Genomic DNA, 16,876 nt, shown 5'->3' with positions numbered 1-16,876 from the left:
CGGGCGATCCGGAGAACTTGGAGCAGTTGCTACCGGGGTTGCGGCGGATTCGGTTCAAGGTGCCCGAGGCCCTTCGAGACGCTCGCTCGGCGGGCGCCTCGCGGGCTCCTCAGGGACCGGAGACACCACCGACTCGTTCGCAGAGTCGGGTGGCGGCCAAACATGCCCGTCGACAACAAGAACGGGAACGTAACCGTCGTCGTCGACGGGAGGAGGCCGCGAAAGAGCAAGAGCGAGAGGACTAGTGCGACGCCCAACCATTCGACTGGCTGGCCTGAATCCATTCCTGGTCCCAGAGTCCGGCGTGCCGGCGGGCGATCCGTCGGTGCACGAGTGCGACTCCGGCCATCGCGACCGCGATGGCCCCGATCCAGCAGAGGAGACCGGCCCATGTCGCGGTGATCACCCGTTCGACGGTGCCGGCGGGGTCTTGTGTGACGTTGCCGTTTCGGTCGGTCCACACCTGCACCGAGTCGCCCACTTTGGTCGATGTCGGGAGCACTGCCGTTCCGGTGTGACGACTGCCGCGCTGGTCCCAGGCGACGGTCGCACCGCGAGCGGGTGACGTCGGGTCCGATGCCGCGATCGAGACGACGCGCGCCGTGACCGGCACGGCTTCGTGGCTGCGATCGGTCACGCTCGAATACGTCGTCATCGCGGCGACGATGCAGAACGGCACCGCGATGAGGGCGACGAGAGCGGCGAGCATCGATGCGGTGGCCGCTACCCGGTCACCACGGCGCATCAGCGGGTTCTTCGACCATGGTCGTAGGACACCCACTCTGCTTGACATCGTTCCGCCCTCCATTGCCCGCCCCCGTGCTGATCGTGAATCCAATTCGTCACTATCCACAATCCGCCGAACGGCGGAAGTATTCCAGTCGCAAAGGTCCCGATCCGTGAGAAGTCGCTCACCTACGTTCACAGGCTTCTCCCAGCGACCATCCAGCCTGGCGGGAGACCGCGCGCGCATCGTTGAAGCATCGATGTTCGACGGTCGGACATCCGACAGGAGGATCCATGACCACCGTGCTGGACACGCCGGGCACGCACACGCCCGGCGGACCGCCACCACCGGCCGCGTCCGAACGCGGTCGCCCCGACAAGCCCCGGCCGCGACGCGCGGTTCGGTGGAGTCCGTTCGCGCTGACCGGTCTGCTCATCACGACCGCCGTGCTCTATATCTGGAACCTCGCGTCCAGCGGCTACGCCAACACGTTCTACGCTGCGGCCGCGCAGGCGGGCTCGCAGAGTTGGAAGGCATGGTTCTTCGGCGCCCTGGACTCGGCCAACTTCATCACCGTCGACAAGCCCCCGGCGTCCCTGTGGGTGACCGGATTGTCGGTCCGCGTCTTCGGCATGAACAGCTGGGCGGTGCTGGTGCCGCAGGCGCTGATGGGCGTCGCGGCGGTTGCGCTGCTGTACTGCGCGATGCGACGCACTTTCCGGAACCCGGTCCATGGCACCGCGGCCGGTCTCATCGCCGGTGCCGTGCTGGCCTTCACCCCGGCGGCCGCGCTGATGTTCCGGTTCAACAACCCCGACGCACTGCTCGTGCTGCTCATGGTGGCCGCCGGGTATGCCCTGACCCGCGCGATCTCCACCAACTCCGGGCGCTGGCTCGCTCTCGTCGGTGTCGCCCTGGGGTTCGCCTTCCTCACCAAGATGCTGCAGGGTCTGCTGGTGCTGCCGGCGTTCGGTCTGGCCTACCTGATGTTCGCGAACAACGGCTGGGTCAAGCGGATCGGACAGCTCCTCGGTGCGATGGTTGCGCTCATCGTCTCCGCCGGATGGTTCGTCGTCGTGACCATGTTGGTGCCGGCGTCGTCGCGGCCCTACATCGGCGGCTCGACCAACAACTCCTTCATGGACCTCGTGTGGGGTTACAACGGCGTCGGCCGGATCAGTGGTGGCGAGGGCAACGGCGGCGGTCCGGGTGGGGGCGGCCAGGCCGGCGGTTCCTTCGGTGGTTCGACCGGCCTCAACCGACTGTTCAGTTCGGAAATGGGGAACGAGATCTCCTGGCTCCTGCCGGTCGCGCTGCTGGCGCTGGCCTTCGCCATCTACCTGATGGTGCGTAGCTTCCCGATCTTCCGCTTCACGAACGGCCTGAGCAGAGTCGAAGGCGGTGCGGTGGTCGCGTGGGGTGGCTGGCTCGTGGTGACCGGGCTGATCTTCAGCTTCATGAGCGGCACCATCCACCCGTATTACACGGTGGCCCTGGCGCCCGCGATCGGTGCGATGGTCGGCATGGGCGGCGTGTTCGCCTGGCGTCGACGCGCCAACTGGGACGGTCGGCTCACCTTGGCCGGCATGATCGGACTCGCCGCCGGGTGGTCGATCGTGCTGCTCAATCGCAACGACTGGGGTCCCGAATGGTGCCGCTGGGCGATCGGGGCGGTGGCCGCGGTGAGCATCGTGGTGCTGCTGGTCGGCAGCGTGCTCGCGTGGCGCAAGGCGGTGGCCGGTGCGGTGATCGCCGGAGCGATCGCGGGGTTCGCCGGAACTGCGGCCTTCTCCATCGCGACCGCCGCGACGCCGCACAGCGGATCAATCCCGACAGCGGTCAGCACGTCGATGGATGGCGGCGGCATGGGCGGTCCAGGTGGCGGCGGCATGGGTGGCGGCGGAATGGGTGGCCAGCGGCCGTCCGGCCAGCAAGGCTCCACCCAGCAGGGTTCGGCCCAGCAGCCTAGCGGTCAGCAGGGCAGCACCGCCCCGAGTGGAACGCCCGGCCAGGGCTCCGGTCACCGATCCGGTGGGGGTCCCGGCGGCATGGGCGACATCTCGTCCAATACCGAGCTGGTGAATCTGCTGAAGGACACCACCTCCACCTGGGCGGCGGCGACCAACGGTTCGCAGTCCGCTTCGGGTATCGAGATCGCCACGGGTAAGGCCGTGATGGCGATCGGCGGGTGGAGTGGTGATCCGGCACCGACCCTCGACCAGTTCATCGCCTATGTGAAGGACGGTAAGATCGCCTATTACATCGGCGGTGGGGGCATGGGCGGTCCGGGCGGCAACTCCGAGATCAGCACGTGGGTCGCACAGAACTACACCGCGACCACCATCGGCGGCCAGACGGTGTACAAGCTGAACTAGCGTCGACGACGCAGAATCACCAAGAGCAGCAGCAGGAGACCCAGTGCTCCTGCTGCTGCCGCCGCTACGGGGGCCTTGCTGCCTCCCGACGGCAACTCGGTCGGGGCACCGGCCCGCAACTGCGCGAATGTTGCCCGCTGCGCGTCGGACTCGGCGACGACATCGACAGGTGCCGGGGACTCGGGTGCAGCAGGTTCGGGGGCCGCCTTCTGCACCGCAGCCTTGGTCGGTGCCGGTTCAGTAGGTGCCGGTTCTGTCGGTGGTTGTTCGGGCACTGCCTGTTCGGTCGGCGCGGGTTTCGCCGGGGTGGCCTTGGCGGGCGTCGGCTGTGCCGCGGCCTTGGTCGCCGGGGCTTTCTTGGCGGCTGGTTGCGGTTCGGCCGGAGCCGGTGCCGCCGGCTTTGTCGCTGCGGGTTTTGTCGCTGCGGGCTTTGACTCTGCGGGCTTTGACTCTGCGGGCTTCGGCGCGGCGGGTTTCGGTGCTGCCGACTTCGTCGCTGCGTGCTTTGGTGGTGCAGGTTTCGGCGCGGCCGGTTTCGGTGCTGCCGACTTGGGTGCCGCGGGCTTCGGTGCTGCCGGTTTGGGTGCCGGTTTGGGTGCTGGAGCCTTCTTGGCAGCGCCACCGCCGACGTTCTCCGCAGGCGGCGTCTCGTGCCGGGTGATGTTGGATTCGGGCTCGGTCATCTACTCACGCTCCCTTGCGCGGTGGGCATCCAGGTGGGGTTGGGCCCCATCGTAGGTGCTTGTCGGTCGCCTCCGGTGCCTGATCGGAATCAGGCCTGCACACCCAGCCGGGCGAGCACGTCGGCGTCGATCGCCCCGAGTTCGGCGTCGATCGACTGATGCGCGGTCCGACGCTGGGCGGGGGGCATGGTCTCCGCGGCGTCGACGGCGATCGCGAGGTTGTCCAAGCGAGTGTTCATCGTTGCGACGAACGTCTGGGCCTCGGGTGACGAATCCCGGGCCGCGACCTTCTCCAGCGCGCCGCGGGCGGTCGTGATCCGCGCCGACAAGGTTGCGCCGTGACCGGAGAACTGCCGCAACACATCGGGACTCACGCCTGCCCGATTGGCCTGCAGTGCCGTCACCTGCCCACGCGCACCCACAGCCGCACGATAAGCGATCGGTATGACAATCGGCGCGACGAGTCGTCCGACGGTGAGATAGCGACGCACGTTGGCAGGGCTGAGCGTCTTTGCGTCAGCGGCCGCCTTGGCCTTCGCCGCGACGGTCTTGGCCTCGGCCTTGTTCACCTTCTCCTGGGCCTTCGCCTCCGCCTTGGTGGTCTTGCGCTGCTGCTTGTGGTCCTGTTTACGCAGCTTGCGCTCGTCCTTGCGGCGCGCCTTCTCCGTCTTGCGTCGACTCTTGTGGTCGAGCTTGGCCTCCATCTTGGCCTTGGCCTTGAGCGCTTTGGCCTCTGCCTTACGCTGCGCTCGGGTCATGCCATCGGACGAGAACAGTCCCATATGAGGACCTACCTCCTGGTGTCTCGGTCAGGTGCTACAAGTCTTGCATAGGCTCGAATCGCCGACCGGTCCGACGAGAAGAACCGACCCAAACGAGAAGAACCGGCCCCGACGAGAGGAAACGCGTGGTGACTGTGCTGCATCCGCGGGACCTCTCGGGCTGTGAACACCGACTCGCGCTCGACCACTCGCACCCTGACCTGGTGCGTGCCCGGCTGGACACCCCGGAGGCGCAGCGGCGCAAGGACGCGGCGGCGGAGCATCGGATCGCTGTCCGGGACATGATCCGCGGACTCCACAGCGATCAGGACCCCGGCACGTTCGTCGAGGTCGCCGCCGACCTCGACCACGACAACCGGGTGCGGGCCACGCTCGACGCCTGCGCCGCCGGTGCGGCTTGGATCTGGAACGCGACGCTCCCCACCGATCGGGAGCGTGGTCGGCGCGGCCATTCCGAGCTCCTCATGCGGAAGGACGCGGGTTACCTCCCGATCATCGTCGTCAATCACCGCGTCAGCTATCCCACCAAACGCGGTCGTCAGGGAAACGGTGTCGCTCCGTCGACGGTCACCAGTCCGGTCTGGGGATGGGCGCCGAGCCCGGATCCCACCCGCAACGGCCGTAACCAACGCCGCGATCAACTGCGCCTCGCGCAGCTCACCGCCATGCTGCTTGACCTCGGGCTCAGCCCGTCCACCGATCCGGAGGAGCTACAGGCCGGACTGATCGGACTCGACGCCGACTGCATCGTCGTCTACGACATGGCGGAACTGCTCGCGGAATACGACGAGGTGTTCGCGCGCCGGATGGCCGTGGCCGACCAGCTCGTGGCCACCGAGCCGCGGCGTATCGGCGAATGCCGTGGTTGTCCGTGGTGGCCACGGTGCGAGCCGGAGCTCGTGGCGCGGCGCGACGTCAGTCTCGTCGTCGGGGGAAACCAAGCTGCATTACTCGCCGACGCCGGAGTGCAGACCATCGACGAACTCGCCCACTACGCCGGGCCGCCGCCCGACGGCTGGCCGGGCAATATCGCGTTCGACGACGTGGTGGTCAACGCGATCGCCTGGCTCACCGACACCCCGCTCATCCGCCGGCTCGACGACCCCGTGGTGGCGCGCGCCGACGTAGAAATCGATGTCGACATGGAGAGTTTCGGCGAGCACGGCGCCTACATGTGGGGCACGTTCCTCACCGACAACACCGATCCGTCGCGGCCGGTGCGCTATCGGTCGTTCGTGACCTGGGAACCGTTGCCGGCCCGCGACGAGGCGCGGTCGTTCGCCGAGTTCTGGACCTGGCTGATGACCGAACGTGCGCACGCCCATGCGGCGGGGAAAAGCTTTGCGGCCTACTGCTATTCACAGCAGGCCGAGAATCGGTGGCTGCTGGGTTCGGCGACCCGATTCGCCGGCGACCGCGGTGTGCCCACCCGCGCCGAGGTGGAGCGGTTCATCGGCTCCGACGAGTGGGTCGACATCTACGCAGCGGTCGCCGAGAACTTCATCTGCCCCAACGGAAAAGGCCTCAAGAAGGTCGCTCCGGTGGCCGGTTTCACGTGGCGCGACGCCGAGGCCGGTGGGGAGGCGTCGATGGACTGGTACCGGCAGGCCGTCGGGTTCGGCGGGGTGCCGGTGGACCTCACCCAGCGCGAACGCCTACTCGAGTACAACGAGGACGACGTCCGCGCCACCAAGGTACTTCGCGAATGGATCTCCGACGGCGCGAAACAGCAAGTGCCGCACAAAGATCAGATTCTGGCCTTTCGGTCAGGCGCGCATCGAGCGCAACGCCTCGAGGAATGATCCACTGCCCAGCAGGGCGATCGCACCGAGCAGCAACAGCGCGCCGGGTGCGAGACCGATGACAATCTTGCGGGTCGCCGCCAACTGCGCCTCGAGTCCCGACGGACTCGACGACGTGGACGACGAGTTCGTTCCTCCGCCAGAGGAATTCGACGCACCCGACGAATTGTCGTCCGAGTTCGCCGCTCCTGCTCCCGCACCCGCCGAGCCGGCCCCGACGCCCGCGGCCGTATTCGAGGACCCCGCACCGCCGGCCGACGACCCGCTGCCTGCGCCTGCGCCGTTCTGGTTGGCGTCGCTCTGACCCCCGTCCGGGTCGACGGCGAGGTTCGCGCCCGCCGTGGGGAGCGGGAGACTCGCGGTGGGCACGCGCGGTACAAGCGCACCGGCAGGAAGCTGCGGCAGTGCGCCTGCGCCGGAGCCACCTGACCCCGCGCCACCGGAGCCGGAGCCACCCGAACCCGAGCCGCCCGAGCCGGAACCGTCGGAGCCGGCAGGTGCGGGTGACGGCGGGTACCAGCCGCCGCTGCCACTCCCGCCACCGCCGCCGCTCCCGGTGCCGCCACTGCCGCCGCCGTTACCGCCGCCACCGTCACTTCCGCCGGGGGTCGTCGTGGTTGTGGTCTCACCCGACGTGCTGGTCTCGCCCGAAGTCGTGGTCTCGCCGGACGTTGTGGGCTCACCGCCGGTGGGCTTTGTTGTCCGCGTTGTCGGATCGACGGTCTTCGTGGGACCGACTGTCTTGGTCGGTTCGGTCCCGGTTTCCTTCGTGCCATTCGTCGCGGTCGCGCCGGTCCTGGTCGCACCCGTCCCCGTCGATCCCGCCTTCTCGGTCTGGGCCGCGGTCCCAGCCGGCGCCTCCTTGGCCTCGTCACCGGTCTCCGACAGCGCCACTCCCGAGCCGACGGCAAACACCAGGGCGGCAATCATCGCGACGGCGGCGGCGAATGCGCCGAAACGTCGACGAAGAGGTCGGGTGCGTCGGGGAAGGCGGTGTGTCATGACGCTCCAGGTTGGCTGTGTAACGGATTATCTGCGTTCGGTAACGGATATGCGAAGTGTTGTGTCGGCATTGTCGCTCTTCGTTCACCCTTCGGTAAACTCAGATTTGCGCGATCGCACCTTATTTACGATCTAGTGTGACAAATGCCACAATAGGTAATCAACGGAGCATAGGCACAGGTGATCCGCGTGGAGGTGACCGTCGGGTAGGTTCAAGACCGCTCAAAGCGTTGCATGAACGATGCACGGCCGCCTTTAATGTTTGCAGGTTCAAGGTTTGTTTGCCGGGGAGAAGAATGACTTCACGAGGTACGGAGATGGCTGCAAGAGACTCGTCGCATGGCGATTCGCCAGGCCAGCCGGAGGTGCTGGATCCCGGGCTGTTCGCACGTCGGCTCGAGGAACTCTTCCGCACTGTCCCGGGACCGAATGGCCGTGCGTACAGCGCAAAGGCCATCGCCGCCCGCTCGACGGAACGAGGCTTCCGCCTGGGTGAGTCGTACCTGAGCCAGCTGCGGTCCGGCAAGGCCAAGTCGCCGTCGTTCCGCACTGTCGAAGGCATCGCCGCGGCGTTCGGTGTCGACGTGCACTACTTCCTCGAGGACCGTGCGGCGCAGCGCACCCGAGACGAGATCGACTTGATGCGACTCCAGGCCGACACCAATGTCCAGCTCGCCGCATTCCGGCTCGCCGGACTGTCCAGCGATTCGGTCACCGTGGTCAACGAACTGATCAAGGTGCTGCGGGAGCAGCAGGGGTTGCCGAAGGATCCGCCGGACGTCCAGGCCGTCGGACTCACCGAGGAGCAGGAGTCCGCCGATTCCCACCTCCGGGTCGTCAACGGTCAGCCGCGCAAGGACTGACCCCGGCCTAGGCCGATGCGCCGAACTACCCGCGCGCTCCGTTCACTGTGTCGAGACACGCTTCGTGGTCTCGATCTCGACCTTCCCCTCGACGTCACCCAGCTGTGCGACCGCTACGGCACGCGCCGGGGACGTCCGATCCGGCTGATCGCCCATCCGCTGCCCGCCGGGGTGCCCAATGGCATCTGGCTGGCCGCCGAGGACGCCGACTACTTCTTCTATCAGGCCAACACCTCACGGGTGCATCAGGACCAGATCATCGTCCACGAGTTCGGCCACATGATCGCCGGACATCAGATGCTCGGTGGACTGTCGGCGGTGGCCGCACTCGACGGTCCGTCCGACGACGACTCGGACGCTGCGCTGCGTCGTACCTGCTACGCCGACGATCGGGAGTGGGAAGCCGAGATGCTGGCGTCGATGATTCTCGATTGGGCCGGCGAGGCGAGTGATACCGTCGGCCACACGTCGGACAATGCCGAGTTGCGTGGACTCCAGCGACTCCTCGGTGGCCACAAGGGATGGTTGTAGCGTGATCGTCGTCGGTGTCCTCAACGCACTCGCCGCGGTGGTCTTCGCCGGCGCTCTGTGTTGGCGGCTCGAGCAGATCCGTCGTCAGGGCGGGGGACTGCAACCCATCGCCATGACCGTGGCGATCGCCGCGCTCACGCTCGCGTTCGTCGTGTCCAACGACGACGTGGCCGACGCACTCAACACCGCCCTGTTCGTCGGTGCCGAACGCGTCGTCTACTGCGCTCTGCTGGCCCTGGGTGTGGCCGCACTGATCGTCGTGTTCTTCTTCCCCGATCACTCGACGCGCGAGCACCGGGCGGGGGTGGAGGCGATCCCGCTCGTCGCGGCGATCATCGGCCTGCAGGTCACCATGCTGGTCATCCCCACCGACATGCGGACGGAGACGATCTCCGAACCGACGGTGCAGAACATCGCGTTCGCGCTGTTCGTGCTCATCGCCAGCGGCTACCTGACCTACGGTTTCCTCGCCTGCGTGCACAGTGTCCGACGGTTTCTCCGGGTCGCCGACGGGTATCTGCGGATTTCCCTGGGCTTGCTGGTGCTCGGGCTGGCCGCGCTGGCCCTGAGCTCGCTGCTGCAGATCGCGTTCGTCATCGGGGCGTCGACCGGGCTGTTCGGCTGGGACTGGCTGCTGACCTGCAACACCGTGTGCGCAATCCTCGGGGTGGTCGCCTTCCTGATCGGTATCAGCTATCCGATGCTGCACGCCCGCTGGCAGTCGATGACCGCCGGTCGTCGGCATCGCCGGGAGGCCGAGGAACTGTTACCGCTGTGGACGCTGATCACCGATGCGATCCCGGAGGTGGTGCTGCCTGCCGGCTCGAGCATGTCGTCGTCGATGCTGCTGCGCCGCCGGGTCATCGAGATCCGCGACGGATTGACCCAGCTCAGCCCGTACCTCACCGAGGACTTCGAGGTCGTCGACGACGCGGCCCGAGCGGAGATGCTGTGGGCCGCCGCCGACGAATATGTCGCAGTCGGACGAGCGCGGGGCGCCGTGCGTGACGTCCTGCCCGCCGACGCCGTCGACCTCGACCAGGACGCCGCGCCGCTGATCCGGCTGTCCCACGCCCTGGCCGAGGTGCAGGCCAGCGTCTAGTACCGACTCAGCGCGGACCCATCCGGATGGCCCCATCCATCCGGATGGTCTCGCCGTTGAGGTAGTTGTGCTCCACGATGAACTCCGCGAGCTGCGCGTATTCGTCGGGTTCGCCCAACCGCTGCGGGAACGGGATCGCCTCGGCGAGGGTCTTCTGGAACTCCGGCGTGACCCCGGCGAGCATCGGGGTGCTGATCGTGCCCGGGGCGATGGTGCAGACCCGGACCCCGATCCGGGCCAGGTCGCGAGCGGCCGAGATGGTCATCGCATGCACGCCGCCCTTCGACGCGGCATAGGCGATCTGCCCGATCTGACCCTCGAAGGCCGCCACCGATGCGGTGTTGATGATGACGCCGCGCTGGCCGTAGCCGTCGACGGTGGACTCCTCGGCCATCCGGTTGGCGGCGAGACGCATCACGTTGAACGTGCCGACCAGGTTGATGTTGATGACCTTCTGGAACAGGTCCAGGCTGTGCGGACCCTCTTTGCCGAGGATGCGGGCCGCCCAGCCCACTCCGGCGCAGTTGACCGCGGCGCGCAGCGGGGCGCCGGCTTCCACGATCGTGTCGATAGCGGCCTGTACATCGGACTCGCTGGTCACGTCGGCGGCGATCAGGGTGACCCCGCCGACGGGTGCGGCATTGTCGATCGATGCCTGTAGATCCAGGCCGAAGACCTGCGCGCCGGCGGCAGCGAAGCGCTTGGCGGTGGCGGCGCCGAGGCCCGACGCCGCGCCGGTGACCAGTACCGAAGAGCCGGAAACGTCCATGATGACGGTGATCCTTTCACACGGGAACACCGACAACCCTAGTGAACGCTCGGTACCTCCTGAACGTCGGTACTGGCCGTTGCCGCGGCTCGTCGTACCCGATGGATGTACACCGCGCCGATGCCGATCAGTGCGACCACCGCCGACAGTGTGGCGATCACGGTGACCGGGCCCGCTTGCGAGAGCCCCTCGTAGAGCAGCCAGGCCGCGAAGCCGAAGAACAGCACCGCTGCACCGCGGGAGATGGCCTTCTCCGGCAGATGCTTGTGCAGCAGGGAGCCGATGAGGATCGCGAGCGCGTCGGCGGCGACCATGCCGATCGTCGAACCGATCCACACACCCACCCAGTTGTGGTTGGTGGCCAGCGTGATGGTCGCGAGCATCGTCTTGTCGCCGAGTTCGGCAAGGAAGAACGCCGACATCACGGCGAAGAACACCGACGCACCGGCCCGTTCGGCCTTGCGGGATTCGTCGTCGTCGAGGCTGTCACCGCGGATGGTCCAGAGGCCGAAGACCAGCATCGCGAGGCCGGCCAGAATGGACATCAGGTCCGACGGGATGGACAACCCGAGGAAGTGGCCGAAGAAGACCGACACGGCGTGCACGGCGGTGGTCGCGACCGTGATGGCGGCCAGCACGACCCACCACTTGTAGCGCATGGCGTAGGTCATGGCCATCAGCTGCGACTTGTCGCCGAGTTCGGCGACGAAGATCACGCCGAAACTCACGAACAGGGCAGCAATCATGTTTGCCAGGTTAGGTCACCCATATTGCATCCTGCAACTAATCGCGTACCCGTATTTATGCAGGTAGGAGGCACAAAATTGAAAGTTTGGGAACCCTAACTCTGCCCCTCTGCTGGTCAGGCGACGAGCAACATGGCCAATACCGCGGTATCCGGGTCGGCGTTCGGGTCGATGCCGACCTGATTGCGCAAGGTCACCACCGTGCCGTCGGCTTCGGCCTCCGCCCATCCCGCGCGATGCTCGAGACCCAGTTCGGGCAGACCCGGCAACAGGACACAACCGGAGGCGACCTCCGAGCACTCCGGCAGCGACGGACGGGTCTGCGACGGCGGGTGCAGCATCACCAACGCCGGCGGGTTGCTGAGGAAGCGGCCCGCCTCGACGAAACTGTCGTCGATCACGTTGCCGACCGCGACCATCATGCCGACGGCATCGGCCTCGGCGTCGTCCGGCCGATCCTCGACGACCCCGAAGATGGTCGTGGTCGGCAGAAAACCGGGTCGGCAGGCGATGCGGACCGACGCGACCAGCGTCTGCGTCCACTCCAGTGTGGACTCGGGCCAGCGGCCGGAGATCATGATGCCGTTCAGGTGACCCTGTTGGTGAAACGGCGTGAGACCGATCGGAATGGACGACGACATCGCTGGCTCCCCTCTACCGCAGAAACCGTGTGGCACAAACCCTGTGGAAGAAAGAATCCCCCGGCCGACGGCCGCTGACAACTCGAACACGGCAGTTGTGACGCTACTTTTACACAGAGCTTCATTTGGACGGGCGACGAGCACGGTTCGGCCGGCAGGCACACTGGATGGGGTGAGAAACTCCGGCCCGCTGCGTCCGATGGAGATGGCATCCATCGCGATCTTCGGGGGACTGACCGTGGCGGCGGTCGTGGTCGCCGCCGTCATACCCTTCGCGTCCGCCGTCGGACTGCTCGCGCCGGTGCCATTGGCGCTGGTCGCGGCCCGAACCCGGCCGCGCGCCCTGATCGCGGCGGCTGTCGCGACCACCGGCGTCAGCTTCGCGATGGCCGGCACCGGCGCGGCGATGACAGTGCTGGGCTCGGCGCTGATCGGCGGCATCGTCGGCGACACGAAACGACGCGGCCGGGGTGTCGGCACCATCGCGGCAGCCGGACTGGTCGCCGCCCCGCTGATCGGCGGCCTGTCGGTGCTGCTCCTCCTCATCCTCAAGCCGCTGCGGGAGTTGGCGCTGGAGGCGCTCGCCAACACCGTCGGGGGCCTGGTCAAACTGCTCAACACACAGTCGGCGTTCAGCGGCCTCGCCGACGCGGTGCAGACCCTCGGCGACAGCATGGTCGATTACTGGTGGGTCTGGATGTGGATCTCCGGTGCCATCGGTACGGCCGTCTCACTCGCGGTGGCGTGGTGGGTGCTCGGCGGGGTGATCGCCCGGCTTGCCGACATCCCCAGCGAGGACACCCTCGACAGCGGCCACGACGACGCCCACCCGGCGCCGCTGCCGCTGGTCCTCGACCACGTCGGCTTCGCCTACCGGCCGGGCGCACCACAGGTGCTCGACGACATCTGCGCCACGGTGGCGCCGGGCGAGTTCGTCGCGGTCGTCGGGGCGAACGGCTCGGGCAAGTCGACGCTGGCCAAGATCCTCGCCGGCCGCGAACCCACCGTCGGTGCGGTCAGCCGCCCCGGCGCCGCAGGTCTCGGCCGGCACGGCGGCACCGCGATGGTGCTGCAGCGACCCGAGACCCAGATGCTGGGCTCGCGCGTCGCCGACGATGTCGTGTGGGGGCTGCCGGCCGACGTCGAGGTCGACGTCGAGGCGTTGCTCGCCGAGGTCGGGCTGGCCGGCCTGGGTGGTCGTGAGACATCGGATCTGTCCGGTGGACAACAGCAACGGTTGGCCATCGCCGCAGCTCTCGCCCGCGACCCGAGGCTGCTCATCGCCGATGAGGTCACCTCGATGGTCGATCCCACCGGCCGCGACGAGTTGCTCGCCCTGCTCGCCGAGCTTCCGCGACGACGTGGCATCACCGTCGTGCTGATCACCCATCGCGGAACCGAGGCCGCCGCCGCCGACCGGGTCATCCACCTGCATCAGGGACGACTGATCCCGCATCCGCCCGATTGGGTACCGCGCCCCGGATCGATCGCCGAGCCGACGGTCCCCGCGCATGCGGCCGTGCATCAGCTCGACCGGCGCGCCCCGGGCGGGCCGCTGCTCGTCCTCGACGGCATCGGGCACACCTATCTGCAGCGCTCCCCCTGGGAGGTGCGGGCGCTGCACGACATCAGCCTGACCATCAACCGCGGCGACGGAGTGCTCATCGTCGGCGGCAACGGGTCCGGAAAGACCACCCTCGCCTGGATCATGGCCGGTCTCATCGTCCCGACCGCCGGGACGGCAGCCCTCGACGGCAAACCCGTCGCGGGGCAGGTCGGGGAGGTCGCGCTGGCGTTCCAGCATCCGCGGCTGCAGTTGCAGAAGCAGATCGTCGGCGACGAGATCATGGCCGCCGGTGGCCTGGCGGTCGGTTCCGCCGAGGTCGCGCGGGTGCTCGAACTGGTCGGTCTGCCCCGCGAGATGGCTGCCCGACAGATTGATTCGCTCTCCGGCGGGCAGATGCGCCGCGTCGTCCTGGCCGGGCTGATCGCACGCCGTCCCCAGGTGGTGGTGCTCGACGAACCCCTGGCCGGTGTCGACCCCTATGCGCGGGTCGAGATCGTCGCACTGCTCGAGCGGCTGCGCGCCGACGGCCTGACCATCGTGATCATCTCCCACGACCTCGCCGATCTGGACAGCGTCATCAATCGCCGGGTCGGACTCGCCGACGGCACACTGACCGAGCTCGCGCCCCACGACACGGCACAGGTCGACACCGCACGCACCGACACCGCCCGGGAGGTGGCCGAATGACCATGCAGAGCGTTCCGCTGCGGCAGGTGCCCGGCGACTCGTTCGTCCATCGACTGTGGGCGGGCACCAAACTGCTGGTCGTGCTGCTGCTCAGCGTGATGACCTGGGTCCTGCCGTCTTGGCCTGCGCTCGGCGTGGTGGCGGCGGTGGTGGTGATCACCGCGCTGGTCGCCGGCATCCCGCTCGGGGCGATACCCCGACCGCCCTGGTGGTTCTGGGGCCTGATCATCGCCGGCGGCGCACTGAACCTGTTCTTCGGGCCCGAAGCGCTGGTGGTGTATCTCCGGGCGACGACGCTGGGTCTGGTGCTGCTCGCGAGTTCGATTCTGGTCATCTGGACCACCGCGATGGCCGAGGTCGCGCCGGCGATCGCCACGCTGATGCGACCACTGCGGTGGCTCCGGCTGCCGGTCGACGAGTGGGCGGTGGCCATCGCGTTGTGCCTACGGGGTTTGCCGCTGTTGATCGACGAACTGCGGCTGCTGCGGGCCGCGCACCGGCTGCGGCCCAGCGCTCCGGCGCGGTCCGGGCACCCGGCCGCGGAGATGGGGGTCGTCGACATGATCACCGCCGCCATGTCCAGCGCGTTGCGACGCAGCGCGGAGATGTCGGAGGCGATCACCGCGCGCGGCGGCACCGGCCGGCTGACGGCCTATCCGTCGCGACCGGGCCGGGTGGACGCGGTGGTGATCACCGTGGTGGTGCTCGCCTGCGTCGGCGCGATCGTCGCGACGATCCTGCTGTAACAGCGGGTAGATAACCGAAACGGAGGGCACCCCGAAGGGGGGGCGGCGGGGCGGGGAGGTGATGAGGTCAGGGGGGGGGGAGGGTGGCCACCCGGAAGGGTGGCCGCCGTCGCGGTAAGTCGATCAGATCAGGCGGAGACGATGAGTCCGGCGCCCTGGCTGGTGGCACGGGCGTACCGCTCACCGGCGTCGGCCCAGTTCACCACGTTCCACCAAGCCTTGACGTAGTCCGGCTTGACGTTCTGGTAGTCGAGGTAGAAGGCGTGCTCCCACATGTCGAGCATGACGACCGGGATGATGGCGGCGGGAATGTTGCCGCTCTGGTCGGTCAGCTGCAGGATCACGAGGTTGCCACCGATGGTGTCGTAACCCAGGATCGCCCAGCCCGAACCCTGCAGGGTGGTGGCTGCGGCGGTGAAGTGCGCCTTGAACTTGTCGAAGCCACCGAACTGCGCGGTGATCGCCGATGCGAGGTCACCCTCTGGCTCGCCACCGCCGTTGGGCGACAGGTTCTTCCAGAAGATCGAGTGGTTGGTGTGGCCACCCAGGTGGAACGACAGGGTCGCCGACAAGCCGTAGACCTTGCCCGCGATGCTCTCGTCGTCGCGCGCCGCAGCGAGCTTCTCGAGGGTGTCGTTGGCGCCCTTCACATAGGTCGCGTGGTGCTTGTCGTGGTGGAGCTCCATGATCCTGCCGGAGATGTGGGGCTCGAGGGCTCCATAGTCGTAAGGGAGATCCGGCAAGGTGTATTCAGCCACGGTATTCCTCTCTGAGGTGCTGGCGGGTACTGGGCGCGTACTCACTCGACCTTACGCAGCGGCATGTCGATTGCAACCACGGGGGAGCCGCCGGGAACGTCAGATCAGCGCGAGGACAACGAATAATGCGAGCAGCGCGACGATGCTGGCGCCGGTGCCCAGGCAGGCCGACCGAACGTTGTAGGTGGCACGCGGGGTACTCGACCGTGACCCCAGGGCCCGGTGGAGATCGGAACTCGCGCGCGTAGCCATGCAATCCCTTCCGACCGCTCTCGCCCGAAGACACACCGAGTGAGCGCCGTCACACCGTCCAACGTGTGGGCAATCATAGGCAGACCGTGCGGCGTGACTCAAGGTGGCGAGTACCTTGCCCGCGTAGGATCGACTCATGTCTTGGCTTGACCAGCTACTTTCCGCCCAGTCCGGCAAGCGCACGATGATCTCGCCCGACAAGGCGCTGCCCGGCCGATCCCAGCGGGTGCCGCTGGCGGCCCAACACCTGCTGCTCGAGCATCCGATGCGGGGTGAGGGCGACGCGGACGGCACCGGTGTCGGCGACTTCGGCGACGGCTTGGCGCGGGTCGTACTCGCGGGTGGCTGCTTCTGGGGCGTCGAGGAGATCTTCTGGCAGGTGCCCGGCGTCTACACCACCGCCGTCGGCTACGCCGGTGGCCACACCCCGAATCCGTCGTATGAGGAGGTGTGCACCGCCCGGACCGGTCACACCGAGTCGGTGCTGGTGGTATTCGATCCGGCGGTCATCGACCTCGAGGGCATCCTCAAGATCTTCTGGGAGACCCATGATCCCACCCAGGAGATGCAACAGGGCAACGACGTCGGCACCCAATACCGCTCGGCGATCTATACATTCACCGAGGCCGACGCCGAACTCGCCCGCGGCACCGCGGAGAAGTTCGGCAAGGTCCTCTCCGACGCCGGGCTCGGTCCGATCGCCACCGAGATCAAGCCGCTCGCCGAGGCCGGGGACGGCACGTTCTATTACGCCGAGGACTACCACCAGCAGTACCTCGCGAAGAACCCGCACGGCTATCGCTGCCACGCGGCCACCGGACTCCACTACCCCGCTGCCTGAGG

Annotated in this window: 17 protein-coding genes; 8 read left to right on the top strand and 9 right to left on the bottom strand. The window is 67.7% G+C overall.

Annotated elements, in window-relative coordinates; genetic code table 11:
- Positions 1–241 precede the first annotated feature (241 nt).
- Positions 242–793 carry a hypothetical protein gene (locus AAFP30_RS28535; RefSeq protein ID WP_419233437.1) on the bottom strand — a complete coding sequence of 184 codons (552 nt, stop codon included), beginning with the start codon at positions 791–793 and terminating at the stop codon, positions 242–244.
- Between the two features lie 227 nt (positions 794–1,020).
- Here AAFP30_RS28535 and AAFP30_RS28530 point away from each other — a divergent pair, with 227 nt between their 5' ends.
- A complete protein-coding gene (locus tag AAFP30_RS28530) occupies positions 1,021–3,102 on the top strand; it encodes an ArnT family glycosyltransferase (RefSeq protein WP_419233436.1) in 2,082 nt (693 codons plus the stop codon).
- Here AAFP30_RS28530 and AAFP30_RS28525 read toward each other — a convergent pair.
- Both AAFP30_RS28525 and AAFP30_RS28520 read right to left on the bottom strand, forming a co-directional pair.
- Positions 3,099–3,785, bottom strand: a complete 687-nt coding sequence (locus AAFP30_RS28525) for a hypothetical protein (RefSeq protein ID WP_419233435.1) — start codon at positions 3,783–3,785, stop codon at positions 3,099–3,101. The genes AAFP30_RS28530 and AAFP30_RS28525 overlap by 4 nt on opposite strands.
- Before the next feature lie 89 nt (positions 3,786–3,874).
- Positions 3,875–4,567, bottom strand: coding sequence for a DUF6474 family protein (locus tag AAFP30_RS28520; RefSeq protein WP_419233434.1), 693 nt, complete (start codon positions 4,565–4,567; stop codon positions 3,875–3,877).
- Positions 4,568–4,692: 125 nt separating this feature from the next.
- On the opposite strand from AAFP30_RS28520, the gene AAFP30_RS28515 reads away from it, so the two are divergent.
- Complete coding sequence (locus tag AAFP30_RS28515) at positions 4,693–6,369, top strand: TM0106 family RecB-like putative nuclease (protein WP_419233433.1); 1,677 nt, start codon at positions 4,693–4,695, stop codon at positions 6,367–6,369.
- Here AAFP30_RS28515 and AAFP30_RS28510 read toward each other — a convergent pair.
- Positions 6,334–7,371, bottom strand: a complete 1,038-nt coding sequence (locus AAFP30_RS28510) for a hypothetical protein (RefSeq protein ID WP_419233432.1) — start codon at positions 7,369–7,371, stop codon at positions 6,334–6,336. The two genes, AAFP30_RS28515 and AAFP30_RS28510, sit on opposite strands and share 36 nt — an antisense overlap.
- 296 nt (positions 7,372–7,667) lie before the next feature.
- On the opposite strand from AAFP30_RS28510, the gene AAFP30_RS28505 reads away from it, so the two are divergent.
- From AAFP30_RS28505 to AAFP30_RS28495, 3 genes are read left to right on the top strand one after another with little or no spacing between them, the layout of a single operon-like run.
- On the top strand, positions 7,668–8,234 hold the full coding sequence (locus tag AAFP30_RS28505) for an XRE family transcriptional regulator (protein ID WP_419233431.1): 567 nt from the start codon (positions 7,668–7,670) through the stop codon (positions 8,232–8,234).
- Between the two features lie 15 nt (positions 8,235–8,249).
- A complete protein-coding gene (locus tag AAFP30_RS28500) occupies positions 8,250–8,765 on the top strand; it encodes a hypothetical protein (protein ID WP_419233430.1) in 516 nt (171 codons plus the stop codon).
- A complete protein-coding gene (locus AAFP30_RS28495; RefSeq protein ID WP_419233429.1) occupies positions 8,722–9,867 on the top strand; it encodes an MAB_1171c family putative transporter in 1,146 nt (381 codons plus the stop codon). Before AAFP30_RS28500 ends, AAFP30_RS28495 begins: the two co-directional genes overlap by 44 nt.
- A gap of 7 nt (positions 9,868–9,874) precedes the next feature.
- Here AAFP30_RS28495 and AAFP30_RS28490 read toward each other — a convergent pair whose 3' ends face one another.
- The 3 genes from AAFP30_RS28490 to AAFP30_RS28480 all read right to left on the bottom strand — a co-directional run bounded on the left by AAFP30_RS28490 (position 9,875) and on the right by AAFP30_RS28480 (position 12,023).
- Positions 9,875–10,636, bottom strand: coding sequence for an SDR family NAD(P)-dependent oxidoreductase (locus AAFP30_RS28490; protein ID WP_419233428.1), 762 nt, complete (start codon positions 10,634–10,636; stop codon positions 9,875–9,877).
- Between the two features lie 38 nt (positions 10,637–10,674).
- The gene (locus AAFP30_RS28485; RefSeq protein ID WP_419233427.1) at positions 10,675–11,382 is read right to left on the bottom strand and encodes a TMEM165/GDT1 family protein; all 708 of its coding nucleotides are present in this window, start codon (positions 11,380–11,382) and stop codon (positions 10,675–10,677) included.
- 116 nt (positions 11,383–11,498) lie between these two features.
- Complete coding sequence (locus AAFP30_RS28480; RefSeq protein ID WP_419233426.1) at positions 11,499–12,023, bottom strand: peptidase; 525 nt, start codon at positions 12,021–12,023, stop codon at positions 11,499–11,501.
- 172 nt (positions 12,024–12,195) lie between these two features.
- On the opposite strand from AAFP30_RS28480, the gene AAFP30_RS28475 reads away from it, so the two are divergent.
- A complete protein-coding gene (locus AAFP30_RS28475; protein ID WP_419233425.1) occupies positions 12,196–14,277 on the top strand; it encodes an ABC transporter ATP-binding protein in 2,082 nt (693 codons plus the stop codon).
- Positions 14,274–15,023 carry an energy-coupling factor transporter transmembrane component T family protein gene (locus AAFP30_RS28470; protein ID WP_419233424.1) on the top strand — a complete coding sequence of 250 codons (750 nt, stop codon included), beginning with the start codon at positions 14,274–14,276 and terminating at the stop codon, positions 15,021–15,023. The genes AAFP30_RS28475 and AAFP30_RS28470 overlap by 4 nt, the downstream gene beginning before the upstream one ends.
- A 128-nt stretch (positions 15,024–15,151) precedes the next feature.
- Here the strand turns inward: AAFP30_RS28470 and AAFP30_RS28465 are convergent, their stop codons facing one another.
- Both AAFP30_RS28465 and AAFP30_RS28460 read right to left on the bottom strand, forming a co-directional pair.
- On the bottom strand, positions 15,152–15,781 hold the full coding sequence (locus AAFP30_RS28465) for a superoxide dismutase (protein WP_419233423.1): 630 nt from the start codon (positions 15,779–15,781) through the stop codon (positions 15,152–15,154).
- A 99-nt stretch (positions 15,782–15,880) separates the two neighbouring features.
- Positions 15,881–16,033: a hypothetical protein gene (locus tag AAFP30_RS28460; RefSeq protein WP_419233422.1), complete on the bottom strand. Its 153-nt coding sequence runs from the start codon at positions 16,031–16,033 to the stop codon at positions 15,881–15,883.
- Positions 16,034–16,169: 136 nt separating this feature from the next.
- Here AAFP30_RS28460 and msrA point away from each other — a divergent pair, with 136 nt between their 5' ends.
- Entirely contained in the window at positions 16,170–16,874 is a 705-nt protein-coding gene (gene msrA, locus AAFP30_RS28455; RefSeq protein WP_419233421.1) for a peptide-methionine (S)-S-oxide reductase MsrA, read from the top strand.
- Positions 16,875–16,876 lie beyond the last annotated feature (2 nt).

Source organism: Gordonia sp. CPCC 205515, from assembly GCF_048537925.1.
Taxonomy (GTDB): Bacteria; Actinomycetota; Actinomycetes; order Mycobacteriales; family Mycobacteriaceae; genus Gordonia.
Note: the sequence above shows the minus strand (reverse complement) of the source record. Positions and strands in the feature narration are given on the sequence as shown.

What these genes read in the sequence shown, in the direction of transcription:
- AAFP30_RS28535 (WP_419233437.1), bottom strand. Translation starts at nt 793, where the DNA reads ATGTCAAGCAGAGTGGGTGTCCTACGACCATGGTCGAAGAACCCGCTG.
- AAFP30_RS28530 (WP_419233436.1), top strand. Translation starts at nt 1,021, where the DNA reads ATGACCACCGTGCTGGACACGCCGGGCACGCACACGCCCGGCGGACCG.
- AAFP30_RS28525 (WP_419233435.1), bottom strand. Translation starts at nt 3,785, where the DNA reads ATGACCGAGCCCGAATCCAACATCACCCGGCACGAGACGCCGCCTGCG.
- AAFP30_RS28520 (WP_419233434.1), bottom strand. Translation starts at nt 4,567, where the DNA reads ATGGGACTGTTCTCGTCCGATGGCATGACCCGAGCGCAGCGTAAGGCA.
- AAFP30_RS28510 (WP_419233432.1), bottom strand. Translation starts at nt 7,371, where the DNA reads ATGACACACCGCCTTCCCCGACGCACCCGACCTCTTCGTCGACGTTTC.
- AAFP30_RS28505 (WP_419233431.1), top strand. Translation starts at nt 7,668, where the DNA reads ATGACTTCACGAGGTACGGAGATGGCTGCAAGAGACTCGTCGCATGGC.
- AAFP30_RS28500 (WP_419233430.1), top strand. Translation starts at nt 8,250, where the DNA reads ATGCGCCGAACTACCCGCGCGCTCCGTTCACTGTGTCGAGACACGCTT.
- AAFP30_RS28490 (WP_419233428.1), bottom strand. Translation starts at nt 10,636, where the DNA reads ATGGACGTTTCCGGCTCTTCGGTACTGGTCACCGGCGCGGCGTCGGGC.
- AAFP30_RS28485 (WP_419233427.1), bottom strand. Translation starts at nt 11,382, where the DNA reads ATGATTGCTGCCCTGTTCGTGAGTTTCGGCGTGATCTTCGTCGCCGAA.
- AAFP30_RS28480 (WP_419233426.1), bottom strand. Translation starts at nt 12,023, where the DNA reads ATGTCGTCGTCCATTCCGATCGGTCTCACGCCGTTTCACCAACAGGGT.
- AAFP30_RS28470 (WP_419233424.1), top strand. Translation starts at nt 14,274, where the DNA reads ATGACCATGCAGAGCGTTCCGCTGCGGCAGGTGCCCGGCGACTCGTTC.
- AAFP30_RS28460 (WP_419233422.1), bottom strand. Translation starts at nt 16,033, where the DNA reads ATGGCTACGCGCGCGAGTTCCGATCTCCACCGGGCCCTGGGGTCACGG.
- msrA (WP_419233421.1), top strand. Translation starts at nt 16,170, where the DNA reads ATGTCTTGGCTTGACCAGCTACTTTCCGCCCAGTCCGGCAAGCGCACG.